The sequence below is a fragment of the Psychromonas marina genome (assembly GCF_030161115.1).
Lineage (GTDB): Bacteria > Pseudomonadota > Gammaproteobacteria > Enterobacterales > Psychromonadaceae > Psychromonas > Psychromonas marina.
The window spans coordinates 342741-366468 of sequence record NZ_BSPQ01000013.1 but is presented as its reverse complement, the minus strand read 5'-3'; the positions used below and the strand labels follow the sequence as shown (position 1 = coordinate 366468).

19 protein-coding genes, 1 tRNA gene and 2 pseudogenes are annotated in these 23728 nt (G+C 40.2%); 15 read left to right on the top strand and 7 right to left on the bottom strand.

All coding sequences use genetic code 11. The features are described 5' to 3' along the window. Positions 1 to 49 precede the first annotated feature (49 nt). Positions 50 to 1159, bottom strand: a complete 1110-nt coding sequence (rnd, locus tag QQK09_RS13610) for a ribonuclease D (protein WP_284204699.1) — start codon at positions 1157 to 1159, stop codon at positions 50 to 52. A 329-nt stretch (positions 1160 to 1488) separates the two neighbouring features. Here rnd and leuC point away from each other — a divergent pair, with 329 nt between their 5' ends. From leuC to QQK09_RS13590, 4 genes are all read left to right on the top strand, one after another. Continuing rightward, positions 1489 to 2886, top strand: coding sequence for a 3-isopropylmalate dehydratase large subunit (leuC, locus tag QQK09_RS13605; protein ID WP_284204698.1), 1398 nt, complete (start codon positions 1489 to 1491; stop codon positions 2884 to 2886). Positions 2887 to 2896: 10 nt separating this feature from the next. Then, positions 2897 to 3517, top strand: coding sequence for a 3-isopropylmalate dehydratase small subunit (gene leuD / locus QQK09_RS13600; protein ID WP_284204697.1), 621 nt, complete (start codon positions 2897 to 2899; stop codon positions 3515 to 3517). A gap of 136 nt (positions 3518 to 3653) precedes the next feature. Further along, positions 3654 to 5183 carry an alpha-isopropylmalate synthase regulatory domain-containing protein gene (locus tag QQK09_RS13595; RefSeq protein ID WP_284204696.1) on the top strand — a complete coding sequence of 510 codons (1530 nt, stop codon included), beginning with the start codon at positions 3654 to 3656 and terminating at the stop codon, positions 5181 to 5183. 14 nt (positions 5184 to 5197) lie between these two features. After that, the gene (locus QQK09_RS13590) at positions 5198 to 5629 is read left to right on the top strand and encodes a DUF3010 family protein (protein ID WP_284204695.1); all 432 of its coding nucleotides are present in this window, start codon (positions 5198 to 5200) and stop codon (positions 5627 to 5629) included. Between the two features lie 855 nt (positions 5630 to 6484). On the opposite strand, the gene QQK09_RS13585 is transcribed toward QQK09_RS13590, so the two are convergent. Continuing rightward, positions 6485 to 7780 (bottom strand): anaerobic C4-dicarboxylate transporter, encoded by a 1296-nt coding sequence (locus tag QQK09_RS13585; protein ID WP_284204694.1) that lies wholly within the window; start codon positions 7778 to 7780, stop codon positions 6485 to 6487. 206 nt (positions 7781 to 7986) lie between these two features. Between QQK09_RS13585 and QQK09_RS19395 the strand changes: the two genes are divergently transcribed. The 4 genes and pseudogenes from QQK09_RS19395 (at position 7987) to QQK09_RS19450 (ending at position 10134) form a co-directional block, all read left to right on the top strand. Next, on the top strand, positions 7987 to 8202 hold the full coding sequence (locus QQK09_RS19395) for a cysteine-rich CWC family protein (protein WP_431312593.1): 216 nt from the start codon (positions 7987 to 7989) through the stop codon (positions 8200 to 8202). Beyond that, positions 8186 to 8434, top strand: a complete 249-nt coding sequence (locus QQK09_RS13580) for a hypothetical protein (protein WP_284204693.1) — start codon at positions 8186 to 8188, stop codon at positions 8432 to 8434. Before QQK09_RS19395 ends, QQK09_RS13580 begins: the two co-directional genes overlap by 17 nt. 209 nt (positions 8435 to 8643) lie before the next feature. Continuing rightward, positions 8644 to 8719, top strand: a tRNA-Val gene (locus QQK09_RS13575). 172 nt (positions 8720 to 8891) lie between these two features. Further along, a pseudogene (locus QQK09_RS19450) lies at positions 8892 to 10134 on the top strand (tyrosine-type recombinase/integrase). A gap of 315 nt (positions 10135 to 10449) precedes the next feature. Here QQK09_RS19450 and QQK09_RS13555 read toward each other — a convergent pair. The 4 genes from QQK09_RS13555 to phnW all read right to left on the bottom strand — a co-directional run bounded on the left by QQK09_RS13555 (position 10450) and on the right by phnW (position 14515). After that, on the bottom strand, positions 10450 to 11112 hold the full coding sequence (locus QQK09_RS13555) for an HAD family hydrolase (protein WP_284204690.1): 663 nt from the start codon (positions 11110 to 11112) through the stop codon (positions 10450 to 10452). A 64-nt stretch (positions 11113 to 11176) separates the two neighbouring features. Then, positions 11177 to 12040, bottom strand: coding sequence for a phosphonoacetaldehyde hydrolase (gene phnX / locus QQK09_RS13550; RefSeq protein WP_431312592.1), 864 nt, complete (start codon positions 12038 to 12040; stop codon positions 11177 to 11179). Then, positions 12033 to 13412, bottom strand: a complete 1380-nt coding sequence (locus QQK09_RS13545) for an aspartate aminotransferase family protein (RefSeq protein WP_284204689.1) — start codon at positions 13410 to 13412, stop codon at positions 12033 to 12035. The genes phnX and QQK09_RS13545 overlap by 8 nt, the downstream gene beginning before the upstream one ends. Then, complete coding sequence (phnW, locus tag QQK09_RS13540; RefSeq protein WP_284204688.1) at positions 13409 to 14515, bottom strand: 2-aminoethylphosphonate--pyruvate transaminase; 1107 nt, start codon at positions 14513 to 14515, stop codon at positions 13409 to 13411. The genes QQK09_RS13545 and phnW overlap by 4 nt, the downstream gene beginning before the upstream one ends. Before the next feature lie 240 nt (positions 14516 to 14755). On the opposite strand from phnW, the gene QQK09_RS13535 reads away from it, so the two are divergent. The 7 genes from QQK09_RS13535 to QQK09_RS13505 all read left to right on the top strand — a co-directional run bounded on the left by QQK09_RS13535 (position 14756) and on the right by QQK09_RS13505 (position 23170). Continuing rightward, complete coding sequence (locus tag QQK09_RS13535; RefSeq protein WP_284204687.1) at positions 14756 to 15763, top strand: putative 2-aminoethylphosphonate ABC transporter substrate-binding protein; 1008 nt, start codon at positions 14756 to 14758, stop codon at positions 15761 to 15763. A gap of 134 nt (positions 15764 to 15897) precedes the next feature. Next, a complete protein-coding gene (locus QQK09_RS13530; protein ID WP_284204686.1) occupies positions 15898 to 17025 on the top strand; it encodes a putative 2-aminoethylphosphonate ABC transporter ATP-binding protein in 1128 nt (375 codons plus the stop codon). Positions 17026 to 17035: 10 nt separating this feature from the next. Continuing rightward, the gene (locus QQK09_RS13525; RefSeq protein ID WP_284204685.1) at positions 17036 to 18760 is read left to right on the top strand and encodes a putative 2-aminoethylphosphonate ABC transporter permease subunit; all 1725 of its coding nucleotides are present in this window, start codon (positions 17036 to 17038) and stop codon (positions 18758 to 18760) included. Between the two features lie 171 nt (positions 18761 to 18931). Beyond that, the gene (gene phnR, locus QQK09_RS13520; protein WP_284204684.1) at positions 18932 to 19645 is read left to right on the top strand and encodes a phosphonate utilization transcriptional regulator PhnR; all 714 of its coding nucleotides are present in this window, start codon (positions 18932 to 18934) and stop codon (positions 19643 to 19645) included. Between the two features lie 95 nt (positions 19646 to 19740). Beyond that, complete coding sequence (locus QQK09_RS13515) at positions 19741 to 20640, top strand: EamA family transporter (RefSeq protein ID WP_284204683.1); 900 nt, start codon at positions 19741 to 19743, stop codon at positions 20638 to 20640. Between the two features lie 172 nt (positions 20641 to 20812). After that, positions 20813 to 22222, top strand: coding sequence for an FAD-dependent oxidoreductase (locus QQK09_RS13510; RefSeq protein WP_284204682.1), 1410 nt, complete (start codon positions 20813 to 20815; stop codon positions 22220 to 22222). Between the two features lie 66 nt (positions 22223 to 22288). Then, positions 22289 to 23170 carry a LysR substrate-binding domain-containing protein gene (locus QQK09_RS13505; RefSeq protein WP_284204681.1) on the top strand — a complete coding sequence of 294 codons (882 nt, stop codon included), beginning with the start codon at positions 22289 to 22291 and terminating at the stop codon, positions 23168 to 23170. 181 nt (positions 23171 to 23351) lie between these two features. On the opposite strand, the pseudogene QQK09_RS13500 reads toward QQK09_RS13505, so the two are convergent. Next, a pseudogene (locus QQK09_RS13500) lies at positions 23352 to 23707 on the bottom strand (GGGtGRT protein). Between the last annotated feature and the right edge of the window lie 21 nt (positions 23708 to 23728).

The following is a 23728-nucleotide window of genomic DNA, read 5'->3' as shown; positions in this document are numbered from 1 at the left end:
GCGGGGATACTAATGCCTCGTTGATAATGAGGCATTAATGTTGTTAATATTAATGTTTAAATTCGTGACCAACTAACTTAAAGCGCCAACCAGTTAATAGCTTAGGTTTAGTTGCATCGATGCGCTGCTCATCAGTTAATTTCCATGACCAACTCAGGTACTCATTTATAACACGCTTTGATGCAATTAATTCGACAGGTAATTGATGTTGATCCGCACATTTTTGGATAACTTCACGCATCGCTTTTAAGGTTTTCTTATAACTTGGAAAATCAGCTAAACGTTTCGCGATTGGCGGGTAAGTTTCTGGATCTTGTTTACTTACGCGCTCAATAATTGCTAATACATCTTTACCGTGAATACGTATCTCATTAGGTGCTAAATTTAAGCGGCGTAAATCTTCAACGGTACTTGGGCGATAATGTGCTAATAACCATAAGTTTTCTGATTTTATAACAAAGTTCAATGCTAGATCGCGAGTTTGAGCAGTGTGAAGTCGCCATTTCGCCAACTGCTGAATAACGGCAACACCTTGTCGATCAAGTTTAGAAACGTTGTTGATTGCTTTATACGCTTTGAGTGGATCGGCTTTTTTCATTTTTAGATCTAAGGTTGTTTGACACTCTTCTTGGAAATATTCAAACATCCCTTTTTCAACCAACTGCTCGGTTAATTTATCTAAACATGGGGTTAAATGTACAACGTCGGCCGCTGCATATTGAATCTGTTTTTTACTTAAAGGTCGCTGACACCAATCTGTGCGTGACTCGCCTTTATCAACCACAATACCTTGTAGTGTCTCTACCATTTTTGCGTAACCTAACGACGCACCTAAATTCAAAAATGAGCAGGCTATTTGAGTATCAAAAAGGGTGAAATTAAGATCCCCTTTGTGGTCACGGATAATCTCTAAGTCTTCACTACTGGCGTGTAAAATACACTGCTTATTATCGAGTGCTTTCCAAAATTCACTTAGGTCAGGTACTGCGATCGGATCAATCAGGGTGATATTGCCGTTTTGAGATAGTTGTAATAAGCCAAGTCGTGCAGAATAAGTGCGTGTGCGTACAAATTCAGTATCGACACAAATAGGGCTATTATCGAGCGATGCAAGGAAACCATGTAATTGGTCGTGGGTGGTGATCATGTTAAATTGCATTGCTGCTCCAGAGAAATAAATAAGTAAGCACTAATATTACGGGCTTATTAAAAAATCATCCATTTTTATTATGATTTATCGCCAACTTAGTAGGAATAATGAGCAAATATTAAGATGGCCTGCATTAATATGACAATTAATGACAAATTACGCTTTAATCCGAATGATTTTTAAAGCGCTATCTTGTGAGATTGTCACCTTTCAATTAGAATAACTTTTCTTAAAGACACTATACAAGCCTATATGATAGTCATTATCAAATGGTTTCTATCATAGTAAATGGATTGTCCAGCAATAAGTTAAATGCATATAGCATCGTAAGGAAAACAATGACTAAAACTATGTATGAAAAAATCTGGGATGCGAACTTAGTTCACGAGCCAGAATCAGGATCGCCACTTCTGTTCGTTGACAGACATCTAATGCACGAAGTAACAAGCCCACAAGCATTCGAAGGCCTACGCCTACAAAACCGTGGCGTGCGAAATGTACACAGTATTCTGGGTACTATCGATCACTGTGTTCCTACTAAAGATCGTTACAACATTGTTGACGCTATTGCTAAAAAACAAGTTGAAACAATGACGGCCAACTGTGAAGAGAACGAAATTAACTTATTCGGCATGGATAGCGACCAAAATGGTGTTATCCATATCGTTGTACCTGAGCACGGTTTTGTGCACCCTGGTATGGTAGTTGTTTGTGGTGATAGCCATACAGCAACACATGGTGCATTTGGTGCATTAGCCTTTGGTATCGGTACTTCTGAAGTTGAACATGTAATGGCAACACAAACATTACAACAGAAGAAAGCAAAGACAATGCTGGTTAAAGTGGAAGGTCAATTACCTGCTCACTCAACAGCAAAAGATATTGCTTTAGCAATCATTGCTGTAACGGGCACCGCAGGTGGTACTGGCTATGTAATGGAATTTGCTGGTAACACCATTACAGACCTTTCAATGGAAGGCCGTATGACGCTTTGTAACATGGCTATTGAAGCCGGCGCTCGTGCTGGACTCGTTGCACCAGACCAAGCAACGTTCGATTACATAGAAGGTCGTGAATTCGCGCCTAAAGCTGATCATTGGGATGACGCTGTTGCTTATTGGAAGTCGATGGCTTCTGATGAAGGTGCTGAGTTTGATCAAACAATTATACTTAAAGCTGAAGATATTGCGCCACAAGTTTCTTGGGGTACATCTCCTGAGCAAGTTGTCTCTGTAACGGGTACTGTACCTTCACCTTCTGATTTCGAAAATGAAGTGAAATCACAAGCATGTGCAAGTGCACTTAAATACATGAACATTGAAGCGGGTCAAAAAATTACTGATATCAACATTGATATCGTATTTGTTGGTTCTTGTACAAATGGTCGTATTGAAGATTTCCGTGCAACAGCAGATATCATAAAAGGTAAAAAAGTAGCTGAAGGTGTTCAAGCTATCGCTGTACCGGGTTCTTTCCCTGTTAAACTGCAAGCAGAAAAAGAAGGTTTAGATAAAATCTTTCTTGACGCTGGTTGGGAATGGCGTGATCCAGGTTGTTCAATGTGTCTAGCAATGAATGGCGATGAATTAGAAGACGGTCAACGTAGTGCATCAACTTCAAACCGTAACTTCGAAGGTCGTCAAGGTAAAGGTGGTCGTACTCACCTTGTATCTCCTGCTATGGCTGGCGCTGCATCGATTGCAGGCCACTTCGTTGATATTCGTGACTGGAAATAGGGATTAGATAATGCAACCATATATTAAACATACAAGTATCGCTGCCTTGATGGATCGTAGTAACGTAGATACTGATCAAATCATTCCTAAAAACTTTATGAAAAAAGTTGAACGTACTGGTTTTGGCATCAATTTATTCCATAACTGGCGTTTTTTGGCTGACAACGTAACACCGAATCCAGAATTCGAATTGAACAAACCTGCTTTTCAAGGCGCTAAGATTTTAGTTGCTGGTGAAAACTTTGGTTGTGGTTCATCACGTGAACATGCGCCATGGGCAATTGCCGATTACGGTTTTAACACGATTATATCAACAAGCTTTGCTGATATTTTCTACAGTAACTGCTTTAAAAATGCAATCTTACCAATTATGGTAACGGATGCTGAACTTGCTGCTTTAATGGCTGAAATTTCTGCTAACGAAGGTGTTGAATTTACTGTTGATCTTGCGACACAACAAGTAACAACGCCAGGCGGCATTGTTATTAGTTTTGACGTTGATGCATTCCGTAAAGAATCATTATTAGATGGTCTAGATGACATCGCATGGACACTTAAGCACGAAGATAAAATCGCTGCTTATGAAGAGCTAAACAAAAAGAAACTGCCTTGGCTATGGACTAACGCTTAATTGCGTTAGTATAGCCAGTTAAAGATTTAAAAGGCGCATCTTTTGCGCCTTTTTTATCACAAGAATTTATTGCACTATTTATGGAGAAAATACATAGCGCAATGGATTTTTAGTAAACGATTAATGGAGTAACGTAATGACGAAGCAGGTATTGACTGTTGAATTGATGGATACCACCCTACGTGATGGAGAACAAACACAGGGTGTCTCTTTTTCGCCAGCAGAAAAAGTAAGTATCGCTAAGGCATTGCTGCAAAAGTTAAAAGTTGACCGCATTGAGGTGGCATCAGCGCGTGTTTCAGAGGGTGAGAAACATGCTGTTGCACAACTAAATGAATGGGCAACAAAAGAAGGATTAGTTGAACGAATCGAAGTGTTAGGTTTTGTTGATCATACACGCAGCGTCGACTGGATTGTTGAAGCGGGCGGTAAAGTGTTAAACCTATTAACTAAAGGTAGTTTAAAGCACTGTAAAGAGCAGCTTAAAAAGACGTTAGATGAACATCTTACCGAAGTTAAACAGACTATTGAGTATGCACAATTGCAAGGCTTGAATGTTAATGTTTACCTTGAAGATTGGTCTAATGGCTATAAAGATAGTCCTGAATATGTTTACGACATGGTGAGCAAACTTCAAGGATTAGGCATTAATCACTTTATGCTACCGGATACCTTAGGGGTGATGTCACCACAAGAGGTATTTGATAGTTTAAGCGATATGACCGCACGCTTCCCTGATAATAAGTTTGATTTTCATGGGCATAACGATTACGGATTAGCGACTGCGAATGCAATGTATGCAGTGAAGGCGGGTGTCTCTTCGATTCATTGTACGATGAACTGTTTAGGTGAACGTGCCGGTAATGCTTCATTAGCTGAAGTTGCTGTTGTTTTACAAGATAAATTAAATATAGCCGTTAATATTGATGAAAAAGAGATCCACACATTAAGCCAGTTAGTCGAAAGTTTTTCTGGTAAACGTTGTGCGGATAACACCCCGATTGTTGGCGCTGATGTGTTTACCCAAACCAGTGGTATTCACGCTGATGGTGATAAAAAGGGTGGCTTATATATGTCAGCATTGACACCTGAACGCTTTGCTCGTTGTCGTAGTTATGCGTTAGGTAAAATGAGTGGTAAAGCATCACTGGCTAAAAATTTAGAAGCGATGGATATTGACCTTGATAGTAGTCAGCAACAAAAACTATTACAACGTATTGTGCGTTTAGGTGATCAAAAGGCAACCATTAGCGCAGACGATCTGCCGTTCATTATTGCTGATCTGCTCGAACGTAATGAATACAACTATGTTGAACTATTAAACTGCTCGATTAATTCCGGGTTAGAGCTAGAATCAACGGTGAGTATTCGTGTTCGTGTCAATGAACAAACATATAAAACAAGTGGTAGCGGTAATGGTGGCTTTGATGCTTTCATTAGCGCAATGAAAAAAGTACTAGATAAAGAGCAATTTATCTTTCCTGAATTAATTGATTACCAATTACGCATTCCACCAGGTGGAAAGACTAATGCGTTAACGGAATGTACCGTAACATGGCTTGATGATGGCGAGCAAATAACAACTCGTGGTGTCAATGCTAACCAAGTATTAGCGGGTATTGGTGCAACAATTCGCATGATAAATTTAAAAATGCACACGAAATAGATAAGGGTAATAAAATGAGAGTATGTGGCGTAGAACTAATTGGTAACGAAGCGATTATCGCAATAATGCAACTAGATAAAGGCTTGTATGACGTGCCAGTAGTACGCGCAAATAAGTTTAACTTAGTAGACGGAATTAATACGGTTCCGTTGAAAAAGTTTCAAGCTGACTTTAAACAATTAATGACAGATTACAAAGTGGATACAGTTGTTATAAAACAACGTGCGCAAAAAGGTAAGTTTGCAGGTAGCCCATTAAGCTTTAAAATTGAAGGGGCATTACAACTGTTACCTGATGTGAATGTACATGTTCTTTCTTCAACGTACATCAAAGAAGGCTTATCAGGTGCTCAAAATCAGCCTACTGCGGTTGAATTAGGCCTGAAAAAATTCCAAGAGCAAGCAATGCTAACGGCGTTTGGTTACTTAGAGCAACAATCTTCATAATCTGTTTTTATAGATCAGATAGCAAAAGGGCTTCCTAATTTGGAAGCCTTTTTTTTTGCTGATTTTTAGCGTTCTCTTTAAACCAATGACCTATTGACGGGCTAAAGCCCGACCTACAGGAGGATCTGAATGTTTTGTAGGTCGTGGCTTTAGCCTGACGTTTTTTTAAGCTTTGGGTTGCGAGTAACGATCAGAGGAAATCAAAAACAACACCTTTGGTGTGTTGGAATAAAAGAGCTTGCGCTTAAGCAGAGTATCTACATCCGCTTGATTGAATTGAATTTTATAGGTTAGCCTTCAGCCCAACACCCATTGAGGGGCTGCTGGAGCTGAGTGTTTTGTAGGTCGTGGCTTTAGCCCGACGGTTTTTAAGCTTCGGATTGCGAGTAACGAGCAGCGAAAGTTAAAAACAACACCTTGTGCGTGTCGGTATAAAAGAGCTTGCGCTTAAGCAGAGTATCTACATTCGCTTGATTGAATTGAATTTTATAGGTTAGCCTTCAGCCCAACAGCCATTGAGGGGCTGCTGGAGCTGAGTGTTTTGTAGGTCGTGGCTTTAGCCCGACGATTTTTAAGCTTCGGATTGCGAGTAACGAGCAGAGAAAGTTAAAAACAACACCTTGTGCGTGTCGGTATAAAAGAGCTTGCGCTTAAGCAGAGTATCTACATTAGCTTGATTGAATTGAATTGAATTGAATTGAATTTTATAGGCTAGCCTTCAGCCCAACAGCCATTGAGGGGCTGCTGGAGCTGAATGTTTTGTAGGTCGTGGCTTTAGCCCGACGGTTTTTTAAGCTTCAGGTTATTAGTAACGAGTAGCGGAAGTCAAAAACAAAGCCGGCCTACAAGTTGGCGCTAAAGCACCATACCACCAATCACAAATGCAATCGTTACAGATGCCGCAATCGTTACAATACCAGGCAACAGAAACGGATGATCAAAGACATACTTACCAATACGAGTTGAGCCGGTATCGTCCATCTCAATGGCGGCTAATAGGGTAGGGTAAGTCGGCAAAACAAATAACGCGCTGACCGCTGCAAAGGATGCAATCGCTGCAATTGGTTCAACGCCCATTGCGAGTGCCGCTGGCATTAGCGCTGCTGTTGTCGCGCCTTGTGAATAGAGCAACATAGAAGCGAAAAACAGTATCAAGGCTAACATCCATGGGTAGCTTGCTAATAATGAACCTGACAGCTCCTTAATTTCATCGATATGACCATTTACAAAGGTTGAACCCAACCAAGCGACACCTAATACACAGATACAAGCACACATACCGGCACGGAAGGTTGGCATTTGTGTAATGTCATTGACATTAAGCTTGCACTTCATTGCAATAACACCCGCTGTAGCAAGCATGATTGCCATAATTGCTTCGCTACGGCCGATGGTTGGGTGCTCAATGAAACCTGATAGCATAATTGCGTAGGTTACGACCAAAACAATCGCAGTGACAAATGCATAAACTGAAAATTTCGCATCTGAAGTTGGTGTATATTCACCTTGTTCACGCTTTTTTATTAACCCTTCGGCCAGACGTGCCTGATAAACGCGATCTTCTAATAGTGGTTTACCTAATAGATTAGCAACCACTGCACCAATCATAATTGCAATAAAGGTTGAAGGAATAGCGATGCATAATAGTTGTAAATAACTAATGCCAAAAGGGTGCAACATTGCGGCAAAAGCAACAACTGCTGCTGAAATCGGTGATGCAGTGATAGCAATCTGCGAAGCAACAACGGCAATACTTAAGGGCTTAGAAGGGCGAATACCTTGCTCTTTAGCCACTTCTGCAATCACGGGTAAAGTTGAAAAGGCAGTATGACCTGTGCCTGCTAGTAGAGTCATGAAATAGGTGACCATCGGCGCGGCAAAGGTTATATATTGAGGATGCTTACGCAACATTTTTTCAGATATATGTACTAAGTAATCGAGACCACCTGCGCGTTGCATCGCTGCAATGGCAGCAATAACAGACATAATGATTAAAATCACTTCCATGGGAATATAAGCCATACTGGTTTCCATTCCCATTAATGCAAGAACAATGACACCCGCACCGCCCGCGTAGCCTATTCCGATACCGCCAAGGCGCGCACCAATGAAAATAAAAAATAATACCGTAGCAAGTTGTAACCAAAGCATGCTTTGTTTCCTAAATAATGTTGAGTATGTAATACCAATGACACTAAATAGTGGCCAATATTTCCTTTAAAATTAATTGCTTCTTCCATAAATATCCTCAAATTCATGAGGCATATTAGTCCACGTAATTAATGACAAGGGCAAAAATTAAGTTGGTTTGTTAATCAGTATAGCGATATAGTGGATTATTTTATGATGAGTCGAAAATGAGTTCAAACATCTGTCCATTCTGCCAGCAGGCAAATCGTTGTAACGTTAACAGTGATGGCTGTTGGTGCCAGCGCGAGAATATACCACGTTCATTAATAGATTTGTTACCTTTAGACAGAATTAATCGCACCTGCATATGTGTGAACTGCGTCAAACTTTATAAATTGGATGAAAATGCATTTAAGGCGCGTTTAAATGGCCAAACCGAATAAGAAAGGCCCTACTAAAACGGTCGATGTGTATTGCGCTAAATGTAAAAGCCAACTGTTTAAATATCGCAAAGGTGGCAAAGGAGCCTTAGTAAAATGCTTTAAAGAACGTATCAGTGTCGATTTTACAAACGTTTCTTGCACTTGCCCTAAATGTGAAACACTTTTTGCACGAGAAACATTGATACGTGGTACACCCGCACTTAAATTGATTGGTGGTAAGGTTTATTGCTAACGGCTGACTATCGGCATAACAAATAAAATATCGACATCAATGAAGCTTAGCTAAAGTGAAAATATTAATGTGATGTGTGTCACTGGTTCGAGCCCTATAGCGCCTTGCTTGCATGAAAAATCAGCAAACAGACTGAAAAATAAAAACTTTTATTGACAGTTTAAGCGCTATAAAGCAATATTGCTTTGCTTCCAAAGCAAAGAAATATTGCTCGCTTAACTCAGTTGGTAGAGTGCCGCCATGACATGGCGTAGGTCACTGGTTCGAGTCCAGTAGCGAGCACCATTTCTCTTTCCCAGAACATCCTTAGATATCCCAAACATCCCCTAACACACTATAAAATCAGTACTTTTATTAGTTTAGCTGTCTTATTACATCTATCCGCTTCTTGTAAAATCTACGTTTTTTAGTAACACTGTTAGTAACACTGACAAACAATAAAAAAAGTGATGTTACTATGGCGAGAAAAATAGCTCCTTTATCAGCAACTGAAGTACAACAAGCAAAAGCTAAAGAGAAAGAATATAACTTAATCGATGGGCAAAGCTTGGTTTTAAGAGTTAAAGTAAATGAGTCAAAGTTGTGGATCTTCAATTATTATCGACTAATTAGTCGTAAACGAGCAAATTTAAGCCTAGGTAAATTTCCTACCGTTACATTAGCAAATGCAAGAATAAAAGCGCGTGAAGCCAGATAACTTATCGCCAATGATATCGAGCCTAAAGTTCAACGAGATGAAACGTTACAATCCCAACAGGTTGAATTAAATAATACCTTACAGGCTGTATTTGAAAATTGGTTTGAGGTTAAGAAGTCGGGTATTAAAGAGTTAACCGCTAAAAAGCTTAAGCAGCGCTTAGATAAGTATTTATTAACTCATTTAGGTCAGTTCCCTATTATCCAAATCACTGTACCCAGACTATTAAGGTTATTCAACCTGTTGCAAAACGCTGGGCAAGCTTGCAACCATTGGGCTTATATGTCGAAATGTTAATGAGATCATAACGTTTTCCGTTAGTACAGGTGTTATTGAACACTGCAAACTTGCTGGTATTGGCAAGGCATTTGCAACAGCTCAAATGACTAACCAACCATCGTTCAAACCAGAGGAACTTCCTGAGCTTTTAACCGCACTTAATTATGCGAGCATCAAGCTCATTACGCGCTGTTTGATCGAGTGGCAATTACATACTATGACACGGCCCTCTGAATCAGCAGGGGCTCGTTGGGATGAAATTGATAAAGAAAATAAGCTGTGGAATATTCCAGCTTCTCGAATGAAAAAGGGCTGTCCCCAGACAACCCCGTTAACAGAACAAACAATGGTATTGTTAGAAACTATTGATTCTATTACCTTGGGTAGTGAGTTTATCTTTCCTGCGGATAAAACACATAAAAAACACATTAATAAAGAAACTGCTAATACAGCATTAAAGTGTATGGAGTTTAAAGATCGCCAAACAGTTCACGGGTTACGATCACTTGCTAGTACCACTTTGAACGAACAGGGATTTGATGTAGACGTAATCGAAGCTGCACTGTCACATGTGGTGAGAAGCGCTTACAATCGTACTGATTATCTTGAACGTCGTAAAGTAGTTATGAGATGGTGGAGTGACCACATTGAAGAAGCATCGGAAGAAGCATCGAAAGGTCCAAACTCTATTACAGGGTTGAAAAACCTTAAAGTTGCTGTTTGATAGCTATTTTATAGTTCACTAAAATTGTGCAACAAATCGTTGCACAATTTCCCTATTTCTAAAAGCAAAGGTGTAAAATACTCAGTTCCAAGCATCATCACCGTTTATACCCACAGTATACTCCTGTGAACTGTCTAGTGATTACACACAAAGTTTACAACTATTTAGCATGCTCTAGCTCGGTTTGGGGCACATCGCCTTAGGAAATATCATTTATTTTATTCAGAGTAGTGCCCAAAATCACTTAGCCACAACATCAGGAGATAATAATAACCAGCAAGTCTAATTATTTATTGAAACAGACCTCCGTTAATATTAAATCCAGTGCAGGTGCTGCCAGTTATTTTGCCTGGCTTTACTTGCTAACATGCTGCAAGGGTTAACCACATTAATAATATCAGCATATTCGCATAAACTTAAATCGTTAATTGAGTCGGTATAAAAATGTAATGTTTGATACTGAGTAGCTTGTATTGCTAACCATGCTTTTAGGCGTATCACTTTGCCCTGTTGATAGGTTGCTACGCCTTTTATTTTAGGGCTATAGGCGTTATTGTTTGTTTCTAAATCGATCGCTAAATGCTGATTGATATTCAAAGACAGAGCAATTTTTGAAACTAAAAAATTAACCGTCGCAGAGATGATGATGATCGCTTTTCCTTGCTGTTGTAGTTGTTTAATAAGTTGTTTAGCTTGCGGGAATATTCTTGGATTGATGTCGCTTTCAATAAACTGCTCAACAAGCACGTAGATCTCTTCGATGGTTTTACTTGTAAGTGGGGGTATACAAAAATCAAGATATTGCTGCATATCTAATTGCCCCTGACTATATAGCATCATCAGACGTTCATCTTCTGCTAGAAAATTATCATCTTGAATAATGCCTTCTCTCAACAGAAACTGGTGCCACAACATTGCACTATCACCGTTTAATAATGTTTCATCAAGATCGAAAATATAAAGATCATTATTAGTCATTGGTTAGACCTATTCGTTGTTACCTATAAATGGGAGGTGTTTATCACCTCCCATTTATAGAGGGTTATGGACGTTCGCCTACGCTTAAACGTTGCTCTATTTCTGCTACGATAGCGGGTAAATCATCAATCGTATCAATCAGAAAGTGTGGGTTTGATTTCTCCATTACTAAACGTGCTTTGTTACGTGCGTTTTCCAATACTTCGGGTGTCGCATCTTGAAACTGTTGCGCTGTTAAACCTGCTTCATTTCCAGAGAGCAATAAACCGACGGTCCACATACCTGCATTGTGGCCTTCATCAATACCTGGTGTTGAATCATCGACTTTAATACAGTTAGCCACGTTGCCAACCCCTAGCTCGATAACATTTTTTAATACCATATGCGGAGCAGGGCGTCCGCCATGCGTTAAATCATCGGTAGCCACCACGCAGTCTGGTTGGTAGCCATGTTTAGCAGCTGCTGGAATTAAAATATCCATCACGGCGCGCGGGTAACCACTGCATGAACCGATTTTTATGCCTTGTTTTTTTAAATCATTAACGACATTAACCGCGTTTAAAATTGGTTCTACATGGTCAACAACCTTGGCTTTTTGTAATGGAATGAATCGGTTATAGATTAAGTCGATATCTTTATCTAACATGGTCTGACCAAACTTTTCAGACCAACGTTGCGCAACGCTGTCTAGTTTGCCCACCGCTTGAATGTGATCCCATTTACCTAGGCCCATCGGCACACGCGCTTCTGCCAAAGTAATATCGAAATCATATTCTGTTTTAAAGGCTTCAACAAAAATAGTTGTTGGTGCGAAAGAACCAAAATCGACAATCGTGCCAGCCCAGTCAAAAATGACGGCTTCTACTGCTGATTTTACTGTTTTGTTCTGTTTTAGATTACTTGTTGTGTTAGACATTACGTTAGACATAGTTAAATTCCTTGCTGATTTTGTTAAGGGCATTTTCAAAAATATTAAGTGCTTGGTTAAGTTGTTCTCGGGTAATAATCAGCGGAGGACTAAGCTGAATAACATTACCCTGTGAGACTTTAAAGCTCAGACCTTGTGTTAGGCATTCATAGAGCATGGCTTCAGCTTCATCAAAAGCGCGGGTTTTATGAAGTGGTGAACTCACTAGTTCAACAGCCCATAACAAACCGATACCACGTATATCACCGATGATTGAAAACTGTTCTTTTAGTTTAAGCAGTCGTTGTTTTACAAAGACACTATCGTCTTGCACTTTACTAAGAAGATTTTCTTGCTCAATAACGTGCATCGTTGCAAGGGCTGCCGCGCAACCAATAGGGCTTTTTTCATGGGTGTAATGACCTAATGATACTTGTGTCGCTGTATTATATTTATCTTTGGTAATCATCGCTGCCATCGGCACTAAACCACCCCCTAAACCTTTACCGATACACAAAATATCAGGTTCAATAGCAAAGGCTTGATGGGTAAACCAAAAACCACTTCGGCCCATGCCATTAGGGATATCATCAATGATTAGTAATACATTATGTTTATCACAGATTTCGCGAATACGTTTCCAGTAAGCTTTACTCGGTACTTGCACATCGGTATTACGCACCGCTTCTGCGATAAATACGCCAATACCGCCTTCTTTTTCAATCACATATTCAAGGTAATCTGCATAATGTACGTCACTTCCGTCAGGTGATGTTAGTGCGCCACGATAAGTAACCGGAGGTGGAATACGTTCAACACCCGCCATTAACGGGCCCATACCTTCACGAAAACAGGCTTCTCCACCGACTGAAATAGCATCCAGCGAAGCGCCATGAAAGGAATCCCATAACGACACCACTTTGTAATTACCCGTGATATAGCGTGCTAGTTTGAGTGCCATGCCAATCACAGATGTGCCACCGGGTGCAAATAACACTCGGTTAAGCTCGCCACCTGAAATTTCTGCTAGTTTCTCGGCGCATTCAATCGCAGTCTCATTTGTAAAGCGTCTTGGTGAAAAGGGCAGCTTGGCTATTTGCTCAATTACTTTTTGTGTCACAACAGGGTGACCATAACCAAGCTGGTGCACGTTGTTACCATGGAAATCCATGTAACTATGACCACAACTATCAGTAATGGTAATACCGTCTGCTGCTTGTAAACTATTCAAACAAGGTGTCGACATCGACTGGTGTAAAAACACGTTTGCGTCGCGCTCGAGTAACGATTGCGTTTGCTTATGCTGGCGTTTTTGTTGCCAATTTTCTCGTGCTTCGGTGGTATTCACATCACCTTCGCAACGGTGATGCTTGTTATCAATTGCTGCGTTCACGCGACTTCTTCCCAGTAAATAACGCTTTTAATTGCAGTAATTAATCGAGTGATATCTTCAGGGTAAACCTCACCAATATTGCCAATTCTAAAGCAGTCAGCATTGCTTACTTTACCCGGATAGATAACAAAACCTTCGGCTTTTAAACGCTCATAAAAGGTTTTAAAGTCATACTGAGATTCTGTTGGAGAATAAAAAGAGGTAATAATGGGAGAGTGCTGGTGATCAGGTAATAATGTTTCAAAACCCAATTCACGCATGCCTTTAACCAGTGTTAATTGGTTAGTTTGGTAACGTGTTTGGCGTTGTTTGATACCGCCTTCTTGTTCTAATTCTAATAGGGCTTGGTAAAAAGCTCGCACGGTATGGGTTGGCGAAGTGAAACGCCATTTTCCATGGTTTTCTTGCATGCATAACCATTGCGCGTGTAAATCTAAAGAGAGCGAACGTGCTTGACCTTTACAACGCTCAAGTTGACTTTGTTTGGCGACCACAAAACCAAAACCGGGTACGCCTTGAATACACTTGTTAGCCGAACTGATCATAAAGTCGATATCTAGCTCACCAATATCCATTTCAATGCCACCAAAACTAGACATTGCATCCACAATCACCACTTTGTTATGGGCTTTGGCTATTTTACAAAATGCTTCAATCGGATTTAACATGCCAGTGGTTGTTTCGCAGTGCACCATCGCAACATGAGTGATGGCAGGGTCGTTAATTAACGCTTCCTCAAGCAACTGTAAGTTAGCTTGCTCTGTTTCACCTTGCCTAATGGTGGTGCAATCAATTTGCAAATAATCTGTGATTTCTGCAATACGTGCTCCGTATGCGCCATTATCAATCACTAATAACTTATCTTGTTTACCTAATGCGCTACCAATCGTTGCTTCGACCGAAGCGGTGCCTGAGCCTTGCATCAATACACTGGTGTAAGTATTTTTATTCGTCGCTAGCTTCACTAACTTGTCACGAATCACCTGCACAATCTCTTTATTGTATTGATCATCCCAGGTACACCAATCATTAAGCATTGCTTGGCGAACGCTTTCTGACGTTGATAAAGGGCCGGGAGTAAGTAATAGATAATCGTTTTTCATGTTTATTCCTAATTGGTGTAGACCAGAGTTTGCAGTTACTCTAACGGCATAAATTTAATCGGTAAATAGCAAAAGGACAGGTTTAACAAAAGGTTCATATTCAACGTATTCAGGCTTTTAAGGAGAGTTTGGGTGTAAAAAAAGATACATAAAATCGTAATAATTTTGTCACAAAGAAGGGGTAATGTTTGCCCCGTACAACTGGTACAGACCAAAAATAACTGTTAAATGGAGATTAAGATGAAAGCTCGTTTTATGAAAACTGCCCTTGTCACAGCGTTAACCCTGTGTGCTGCAACTAGCTATGCAAAGCAGGAAGTAACGGTTTATACCGCCTTTGAAACGGATATTTTAGCTAAATACAAAAACGCATTTGAGCAAGAAAATCCAGATATAGCGATTAAATGGGTACGTGATTCAACGGGTATCATGACCGCTAAATTACTGGCTGAAAAAAACAATCCACGTGCGGAAGTGGTATGGGGATTAGCGGGCTCTTCAATGGCGCTATTAAAGAGTGAGGGCATTTTAAAAAGTTACACACCACAAGGTTTAGGTGAGCTTAATAATGCCCTTAATGATCCACAAGCGAGCCAAGCTTGGTTTGGTAACGATGCTTATTTTAATGCCATTTGTTTTAATGACATTGTGGCAAAACAGCTTAATTTACCCAAACCTACATCGTGGGATGATTTAACAAAACCCATTTATAAAGGCCATATTGCGATGCCAAATCCTGCCTCTTCTGGTACGGGTTATATGCAAGTATCAGCATGGTTGCAAAATATGGGTGAAGACAGTGCATGGAAATACATGCAAAAACTAGATACTAATATTGCTCACTATACCCATTCAGGTTCAAAGCCTTGTGTACAAGCTGGTATGGGGGAAGTGGCTATTGGTATCTCTATGGCGAGTCGTGGTGCTAAGTTAAAAACACAAGGTGCGCCACTTTCTCTCATCACGCCAAAAGGTATTGGATGGGAATCTGAAGCAGTCGGTTTAGTTAAAGACTCTGATGCCGCTAAACGTGTTGTTGATTGGTCTATCTCGAAAAATGCTAATGAGTTATACATCGAAATGTACCCGGTTGTTGCCCATAAAGAGGTGGTATCAGAGATGAAAAACTTCCCAAATGTAAAACAAGTCATGGCAAAAATGGATTTTGCGCGCATGGGAGATGAGCGTGCTGATGTATTGAATAAATGGTCAGATAAGTTTGATAGCAAGTCTGAACCAAAAAGCTAAAACTACTTTTAACTAAGCAGGCTTACCTGCTTAGTTTTCATAAAAATGCGTACTCAGCACTGTTGATATAGGGGCAGAGTGCGCATTGTTATGAGTCACATTTTTTATATTCTTCGTAATCTTAGGTTTTTATTATGCAAACATATCTCCATATCGATAATGTAATTAAGCAGTTTGGGCAATTCACTGCATTACAACAAATCTCATTCAGCATCAAACAGGGAGAGTTTGTATGTTTTTTAGGTCCATCTGGTTGTGGTAAAACAACGCTATTACGTAGCATCGCAGGATTAGAGCCTGTGACATCAGGGGCTATTTTTCAGGCAGGAAAAGAGATCACCCATCTACCACCAGAGCAACGAGACTTTGGGATTGTATTTCAATCTTATGCGTTATTTCCGAATTTAACGGTGCAGGACAATATTGCAATTGGGCTAAGTAATCAGGGGGTTGCAGCGCTTGAATGTAATCAGTTAGTTGATAAATGGCTAAAAATGATTGGTTTACAAAGTGAAGCGTATAAATATCCGAATCAGCTTTCCGGTGGGCAACAGCAACGTGTTGCATTGGCACGTGCACTCGCATTGTCACCAGGGTTATTACTACTTGATGAACCATTATCGGCATTGGATGCAAAAGTGCGTACTCATTTGCGAGAAGAAATTTGTCAGTTACAACGTAAATTAGGCATTACTACTGTCATGGTAACTCACGACCAAGAAGAAGCATTAGCGATGGCTGACCGTATCGTTGTGATGAATGATGGGGTTATTGAACAAATTGGCACACCGCAGGAAATCTATGAAAAACCTGCCAGCCGTTTTGTTGCTGACTTTGTTGGCACCATGAACTTTATCCCCACCTCGATGATTGATAACAACTTAATGCGTATTGGGGAAGACTTATTAAGCGTACCTGAATCATTACAAGAGTTAGCTATTTCAGGTTGTATGTTCGACCTTGCTGTTCGTCCTGAAAGCTTATATTTCTGCGCTGTAGAAAAGGCTAATGATTTGAATAATAAGGATAATAGCATTGCGGTTAATATTGAATCGATTGAGTTTCAAGGCGCATACTGCCAAGTCGAATGTCGTTTATGGGATGATTTTTCGGCTTCAAGCATCTATGTCAATGTGCCGATTCGTGAAGCGCGAAAACTGAACTTATCCTTGCAAGAATCTCGCCGTATTGGCTTTGATAACACACAGCTACATGCCTACCCATCAATACGTAAAGCAGTGAAAGCTGTGATTGCTGCTTAGGAGTGAATCGATGAGTGTTATTTCAATGTCACCACCAAAACCATCGCAAAAACCATCTGTGCTGAATACATTAAAAAAATTAAGCCGTGAACAGTTGATTTTATTATTAAGTCTTAGCATTGTGGCGTTGGTATTAATTATTTTTGTTGTGGCGCCTTTATGGGCTATGTTGCGCAGTAGTGTATTAGACAGCGACGGTGTGTTTGTTGGTTTAGCTAACTTTAGGCACTATTTTGAATCGGCCTCCGTTTGGCATTCATTAACCAATACGTTCACATTAGGTATTACGGTGATGTTAGTGGTTGGCTCGCTAGCCTTTTTTTATGCCTATGCGTTAACACGTTCTTGCATGCCTTATAAAGGATTGTTTAAAGTATTAGGCATGGCACCTATTTTAGCGCCGTCTTTATTACCTGCAATTAGCCTTATTTATCTTTTTGGTACACAGGGTGTGGCGAAAGAAGTGTTATTAGGTCATTCAGTTTATGGTTTTATTGGTATTGCGTTAGGACTGATATTTTGGACTTTTCCACACGCATTAATGATTTTATCTACCTCATTACGTACCTCAGATGCACGTCTCTATGAAAGTGCTAGGGCATTAAAAATGAGCCCTTTTAAAACCTTTTTTATCGTCACATTACCGGCTGCAAAATACGGGCTTATCAGTACCTTAATTGTTATTTTCACTTTAGTAGTATGTGATTTTGGTGTCGCGAAAGTGATCGGTGGTAGTTATAACGTATTAGCGACAGATATCTTTAAGCAGGTAGTTGGGCAACAGAATTTTTCAATGGCTGCTGTAACCAGTTTATTATTATTGCTGCCTGCTCTGTTAGCTTTTGTGGTGGATCGTTGGGTACAAAAGAAGCAACAAAACTTATTTGATAGTCGTTCAGTGCCATATCAACCGTCACCGGAACCCGTACGTGATGGCATCTGTTTTGCGTATTGCGCCATTATCTCTATTGCGGTGTTAGTGGTCTTAGGTATGGCAGTATATGGCTCATTAGTGACTTTTTGGCCTTGGAACAAAGCATTATCGTTTAACAACTACAACTTTGCAGAGATGAGTACCTACGGTTGGAGTCCATTTTGGAACTCAATAGAACTGGCAAGTTGGACTGCATTATTAGGTACGGTATTAATATTTGTAGGTGCTTATAGCATGGAGAAAGGGCGCGATTTTACACCACTGCGTCGTTTTTTACAGATGTTAAGTGTCTTACCAATGGCCGTGCCGGGTATGGTATTAGGTTTAGGTTATATCTTCTTTTTTAATGATGTGAATAATCCGCTCAATTTCTTATATGGGTCAATGTTATTATTGGTGCTAAATACGCTGATCCACTATTATACCGTGGGTCATATGACAGCGATTGCCGCATTGAAACAACTACCAGCAGAATTAGAAGCGAGTGCCGCTTCGATAAAACTGCCACAATATAAGCTGTTTTGGAAAGTAACGTTACCAGTGTGCTTACCAGCTGTGTTTGATATCGGCGCTTATCTATTTATTAATGCATTAACCACAACATCGGCGGTGGTATTTTTATATTCAACCGACACTATTCCAGCATCGGTTTCTGTATTAAACATGGATGACGCTGGCCAAACAGGTTCAGCTGCTGCGATGGCGGTGATGATCATGATAGCTGCTATATTAGCGAAATTGACACACCTGTTACTCGATAAACTGTTTGAGGGTTCAACTCAAGCATGGCGTAAACGTTAATATCAAAGGAACTAGAAAGGTGATCCGTATTGCGAGTTAAAAATAGTTCTATCTGTGTTGTGAGTTTTGAAGTGATAACAACTATCTCCTCAACTCATGCCTTTTTAGTGCTGATTTTGACTGCGCAATACATGTTCACTTCATTAGCTCCTTTAGTATAAAAGGATTTCTGTGCAGTATTTAAAAATTAAAGAGATATTGGTTGAGCAAATCGAAACAGGTTTGTTACAGGCAAGACAAAAATTACCCTCTGAACGAAAAATGGCAGAAGCATTCTCTACGACTCGGGTGACGTTACGTGAAGCGCTTGGTTCATTAGAAGCTGAAGCTCGACTATATCGAGAAGATAGGCGAGGCTGGTTTGTTTGCCCTAAGCCATTACGCTACGACCCAAGATTAACGCTTAATTTTGTGGAAATGGCAAAGCAACAGGGACGTGAGGCAGTATCAGAGTTGATATTTGCAAAACAAACCTTAGCCACTAAAAAAACGTCAAAGCTATTGCAAGTGACGATGTTAACTGAGCTTTATCATCTTGCACGGGTACGTTATTTAGAGCAGCGACCCGTTGTTTACGTGGTTAATTATATCAAAGCAGAATATTTTAAAAACTTGTTCGATCATGATTACGTTCAGTCACTAACAACCACCTATCAGCAGCATTATTCGGTAAGTTATCAGCGCACTCATTATCGAGTCAGTACCACGTCACTGTTCGGTGATATAGCGCAGGCATTACGTGCTACTTCCGGTAGTCCAGCGATGTTAGTTGAGCGCACCAATTATGATCAACAAGGGCGACTGATTGATTGTGATTTAGAATATTGGCGACACGATGCGATTTGTATTGAGTCGGTTGCAGAGTTAATTGAAGTACCTAATTAAGACCTACATTGTTTAATCTCTCCTATCTATTACTTTTAATGCACCTTTAACGAGGTGCATTAACTTTCTCATTGTTGCCATTTAAGGTTTGTGTCATGTCTGTTTGGGCCATTGTATTAGTTATTATTTCTGCATTTTTACATGCAAGCTGGAATATATTAGGGAAAGCTAATAAAGCCTCGGTGCAGTCCTTTTTCTTTATGACTGCATTGTGTATGGCTTTGCTGTTAACACCTTACTTAATTTGGTTTTATTTTACTGCAGGTAGCCAATATTTCAGCCCTGAGTTTTGGATCTTGTTAATCTTGAGTGGCTTATTACAAATCATCTATCTAATGGGGTTAGGTTTTGCTTATAAAAAAGCGGATGTTGGTTTGGTCTACCCCATGGCAAGGGCATTACCAGTATTGATGGTTGGTTGCATTACGCTTTCATTAGGGCAGTCTATCTCATCGTTACAATGGATAGGTTTCTCGCTGATTACCGGAGGGTGTTTATTAGTCCCATTAACGCGTTTACGAGAGCTGAGTGTCAGTAATTATTTTAACATTGGCATTGTGTGGGCAATGGTAGCTGCCATTGGTACAGCGGGTTATTCGATTATTGATAAGCTTGCGCTCTCAGAGCTTTTCTCGCAACTGCAAACGATTCACCACAGAGCAGAGATTGCTATTTTTTACCTAGGTATGCAGTTTTGGGCAATCGCACTTCCCCTTGCTTTAGGCTTTTTAGTGACAGGGCAATCACACCAATTTAAGCAAGCGTGGCAGATAAAAACGCCCGCTTTTATTGCCGGATCCATCATGGCGCTCACCTATGGATTAGTCTTGTATGCGATGCTATTAACGGATAACGTGAGTTTAGTGGTCGCGCTAAGGCAGATCAGTATTGTTTTTGGTTTGTTGCTTGCCGTGGTGGTGCTAAAAGAAAAGGTATACACAACACGACTTGTTGGTTGTGTGTTGATTCTCAGTGGATTAGTGGTTGCTTTATAAATACACCCTTATAAATACGGGGCTATAAATATGGCGTGTAAAGTGTTAACTATTTATGACAGTTAGCGTAAGGAAATCTTACGTTTAAGGTTAATAATCACGACTTAATGTTATCTAAAAAGGCTTATAAACTGAGTATCTTATTCGCAGTTAACGCTATTTAGGAATGATTATGACGACAGAGAAAAAACACCTCGCTTATTGGTTAAAAGATGCATTAGAAAATGAAAAACCAAGCGTTGCACCTCCTCTGCAGCAAGATATTGAAACCGATGTACTGATTGTTGGTGGAGGTTATACCGGCCTATGGACTGCTATTTTACATAAACAGCAAGCACCGAATAAAAAAGTCACTATCATCGAAAAAGAATTATGTGGAAGCGGCGCATCGGGAGCCAACGGTGGTTGCTTATTAACTTGGTCAAGTAAATTCCCCACCTTAAAGAAACTCTTCGGAGAGCAGCAAGCTAAGTGGTTAGTGAAAGAGTCTGAGCAAGTTATTTTTGAGATAAAGAAATTTTGTTCCGATCATAATATAGATGCACAACTGTTTATCAAAGGCAGTTATTACACGGCAACGAATAGCGCGCAACAAGGTACAATGACACCGCTGGTGGCTGAATTAGAACGCTTAAAAATCAATAGCTGGCAACCTTCTGAGAAAGATACATTAGAGGCTAAAACTGGCTCTAAAAAAAATAGCGAAGCGTATTTCTCAGAGGCTGCAGGCACAGTACAGCCGGCCATGTTAGCGCGTGGTTTACGAACCGTTGCATTATCATTAGGGGTTGAGATCTATGAAAATACCGAAATGCAATCGTTACATTATGGCTTGCCTGCCACCGTCATCACTGAGCATGCATCTATTAAAGCGAAGAAAGTAGTCCTAGCCATTAATGCGTGGATGGTTGATAAATTTAAAGCCTTTAAACGCAGCATTGTGGTGGTTTCATCTGATATGGTGATCACCCAACCGATTCCAGAACTACTCAAAAAACACGGTCCTGAACAAGGTGCCAGCGTGGTCGACTCTCGTATTTTTGTTCACTATTACCGAGATACTGCTGATGGTCGTTTAATGTTAGGTAAAGGGGGCAATCGTTTCTCTTTTGCGAATCAAGTTGAGCCGATGTTTAATCAACAAACAGGTTATTTATCGTTATTAACCACTGCGTTTAATACCTTGTTCCCTAAATTGAATGTAACTGAATTTGCCGATAGTTGGACGGGGGGATCAGATCGCTCAGTCACGGGCTTACCCTTTTTTGGTAATATCAAAGGCCAAGGAAATATTTTTTATGGCTTAGGTTACTCGGGTAATGGTGTCGCGCAAACTCGTATTGGCGCAAAAATATTAACCGCAATGTTATTAGGTAATGATGAAAAGTGGAGCCGTTGTGGGCTCGCTGGTGGACCAAGAGGTTACTTTCCTCCGGAACCATTTCGTTGGTTGGGCGCAATGACAGTGCGTAATGCGGTAAGACGTAAAGAGGAAGCGGAAGATAACGAACAACAGCCATTTATTGTTGATAAATGGTTCGCGAAATTAGCCGGTGCTGCGGGTAAAGCTGACAAACTGTAACTTGTCATAACGGTGTAATAGAAGAAGGGTATGTTGCGCATTTAGTTATTCAAAGAAGATAAGTAGATGCGCTACCTCCCCCCCTTAAATGCCTTACGTGCTTTTGAAGCTGCTGCTCGTCATCAAAATTTAAGTAAAGCGGCTGATGAATTAAATGTTAGTCGCACAGCCGTTAGCCAGCAGGTTAAACAACTTGAGCTGTATCTGAATGCAACACTATTTATCCGCCAAGGTTCATCATTACAATTAACCGATCAAGCGACACATTATTTACCATTACTGAGTAATAGTTTTGATGCCCTATCAAATGGCACCATCAACCTCTTTGAACGTAATAAAAAACAACAACTCACCCTGCGTATCGCACAAAGTTTTTGCCAACAATGGTTATTACCTCGTTTAGCCGATTTTAAGCGTCAACACCCCGATGTCACGATTAAAATGCTCACCACTAATCAACTTTACCCGCAACAAAATGACAATGTCGATATAGAAATTATCAATGGTTATGGGGATTGGTCGCAACCCGACTCAATAAAATTAAGCGATGAATCATGGATCGTGGTCGCCAGCCCAAGTTTACAAAAACAGTTAGATTTACAAACACTGGAAGATATGGCATTAACTGAAAAAATCACCACTTTTGGATACCATGAAAAATGGCAGGACTGGTTTGATTTACAACACTTTAAGGGAAAGGTAAATGAACCAACACTGCAATTTGAGAGTAGCCAGTTAGCCATTGAAGCGGCACTTAATGGTTTGGGCATTCTGTTTGTGAGATCGTTATTAGTGGAAAATGAGTTAAAAGAGGGACGTTTAGTAAAATTAAGCGACGTTTCACTCAGCAGTAAAAGTTGTCACTATTTACTTTGTCAGCCAGTAAATTTGCACAAAAAAGTGGTTAAGGATTTTAAACAATGGTTATTAGCGGGATTTAGTCGTTAGATTTTTGGTGTTGTGGCTAAGTAATATTGGCCACAGTTTTATAGCTTTCTAAGGCGCAATGGGGCACTAAGCGCCCTAGAAAATGATCCGTTTTACTCTTAATTAGTGGCCAAAATCCCTTAGTCATAATAGGAAAGTTAAAGTGAATTTACCCTACCTGTTAGTCGTATCTAAAGCCTTTTTAGTTTAAACGTTGGTCAACTTCTACTGCAAGTGCAACTGTCGCCCCAACCATCGGGTTATTACCCATACCTATAAAACCCATCATGCAACATGTGATGGTACAGAAGAGCTACCTGCAAATTGTGCACCTGCATGCATTCTACCCATGGTATCGGTCATGCCATAAGATGCTGGACCCGCAGCCACATTATCGAGATGGAGTGTACGACCTGTGCCACCACCAGATGCGACAGAAAAATAAGCTTTTCTAGCACGATGGCATTCTGCTTTGTAGATACCAGCAACAGGGTGTTGAAAACGTGTTGGATTAGTAGAGTGACCTGTAATGCTCACATCTACAAGTTCATGATGCATAATTGCTACACCTTCTCGAAT

Coding starts and splice junctions, on each gene's coding strand:
- QQK09_RS19395 (WP_431312593.1), top strand. CDS start 7,987: ATGAGTTCAAACATCTGTCCATTCTGCCAGCAGGCAAATCGTTGTAAC.
- QQK09_RS13595 (WP_284204696.1), top strand. CDS start 3,654: ATGACGAAGCAGGTATTGACTGTTGAATTGATGGATACCACCCTACGT.
- rnd (WP_284204699.1), bottom strand. CDS start 1,159: ATGCAATTTAACATGATCACCACCCACGACCAATTACATGGTTTCCTT.
- phnX (WP_431312592.1), bottom strand. CDS start 12,040: ATGTCTAACGTAATGTCTAACACAACAAGTAATCTAAAACAGAACAAA.
- leuD (WP_284204697.1), top strand. CDS start 2,897: ATGCAACCATATATTAAACATACAAGTATCGCTGCCTTGATGGATCGT.
- QQK09_RS13525 (WP_284204685.1), top strand. CDS start 17,036: ATGAGTGTTATTTCAATGTCACCACCAAAACCATCGCAAAAACCATCT.
- QQK09_RS13510 (WP_284204682.1), top strand. CDS start 20,813: ATGACGACAGAGAAAAAACACCTCGCTTATTGGTTAAAAGATGCATTA.
- QQK09_RS13515 (WP_284204683.1), top strand. CDS start 19,741: ATGTCTGTTTGGGCCATTGTATTAGTTATTATTTCTGCATTTTTACAT.
- QQK09_RS13535 (WP_284204687.1), top strand. CDS start 14,756: ATGAAAGCTCGTTTTATGAAAACTGCCCTTGTCACAGCGTTAACCCTG.
- leuC (WP_284204698.1), top strand. CDS start 1,489: ATGACTAAAACTATGTATGAAAAAATCTGGGATGCGAACTTAGTTCAC.
- QQK09_RS13555 (WP_284204690.1), bottom strand. CDS start 11,112: ATGACTAATAATGATCTTTATATTTTCGATCTTGATGAAACATTATTA.
- QQK09_RS13530 (WP_284204686.1), top strand. CDS start 15,898: ATGCAAACATATCTCCATATCGATAATGTAATTAAGCAGTTTGGGCAA.
- QQK09_RS13505 (WP_284204681.1), top strand. CDS start 22,289: ATGCGCTACCTCCCCCCCTTAAATGCCTTACGTGCTTTTGAAGCTGCT.
- phnW (WP_284204688.1), bottom strand. CDS start 14,515: ATGAAAAACGATTATCTATTACTTACTCCCGGCCCTTTATCAACGTCA.
- QQK09_RS13590 (WP_284204695.1), top strand. CDS start 5,198: ATGAGAGTATGTGGCGTAGAACTAATTGGTAACGAAGCGATTATCGCA.
- QQK09_RS13585 (WP_284204694.1), bottom strand. CDS start 7,780: ATGCTTTGGTTACAACTTGCTACGGTATTATTTTTTATTTTCATTGGT.
- QQK09_RS13580 (WP_284204693.1), top strand. CDS start 8,186: ATGGCCAAACCGAATAAGAAAGGCCCTACTAAAACGGTCGATGTGTAT.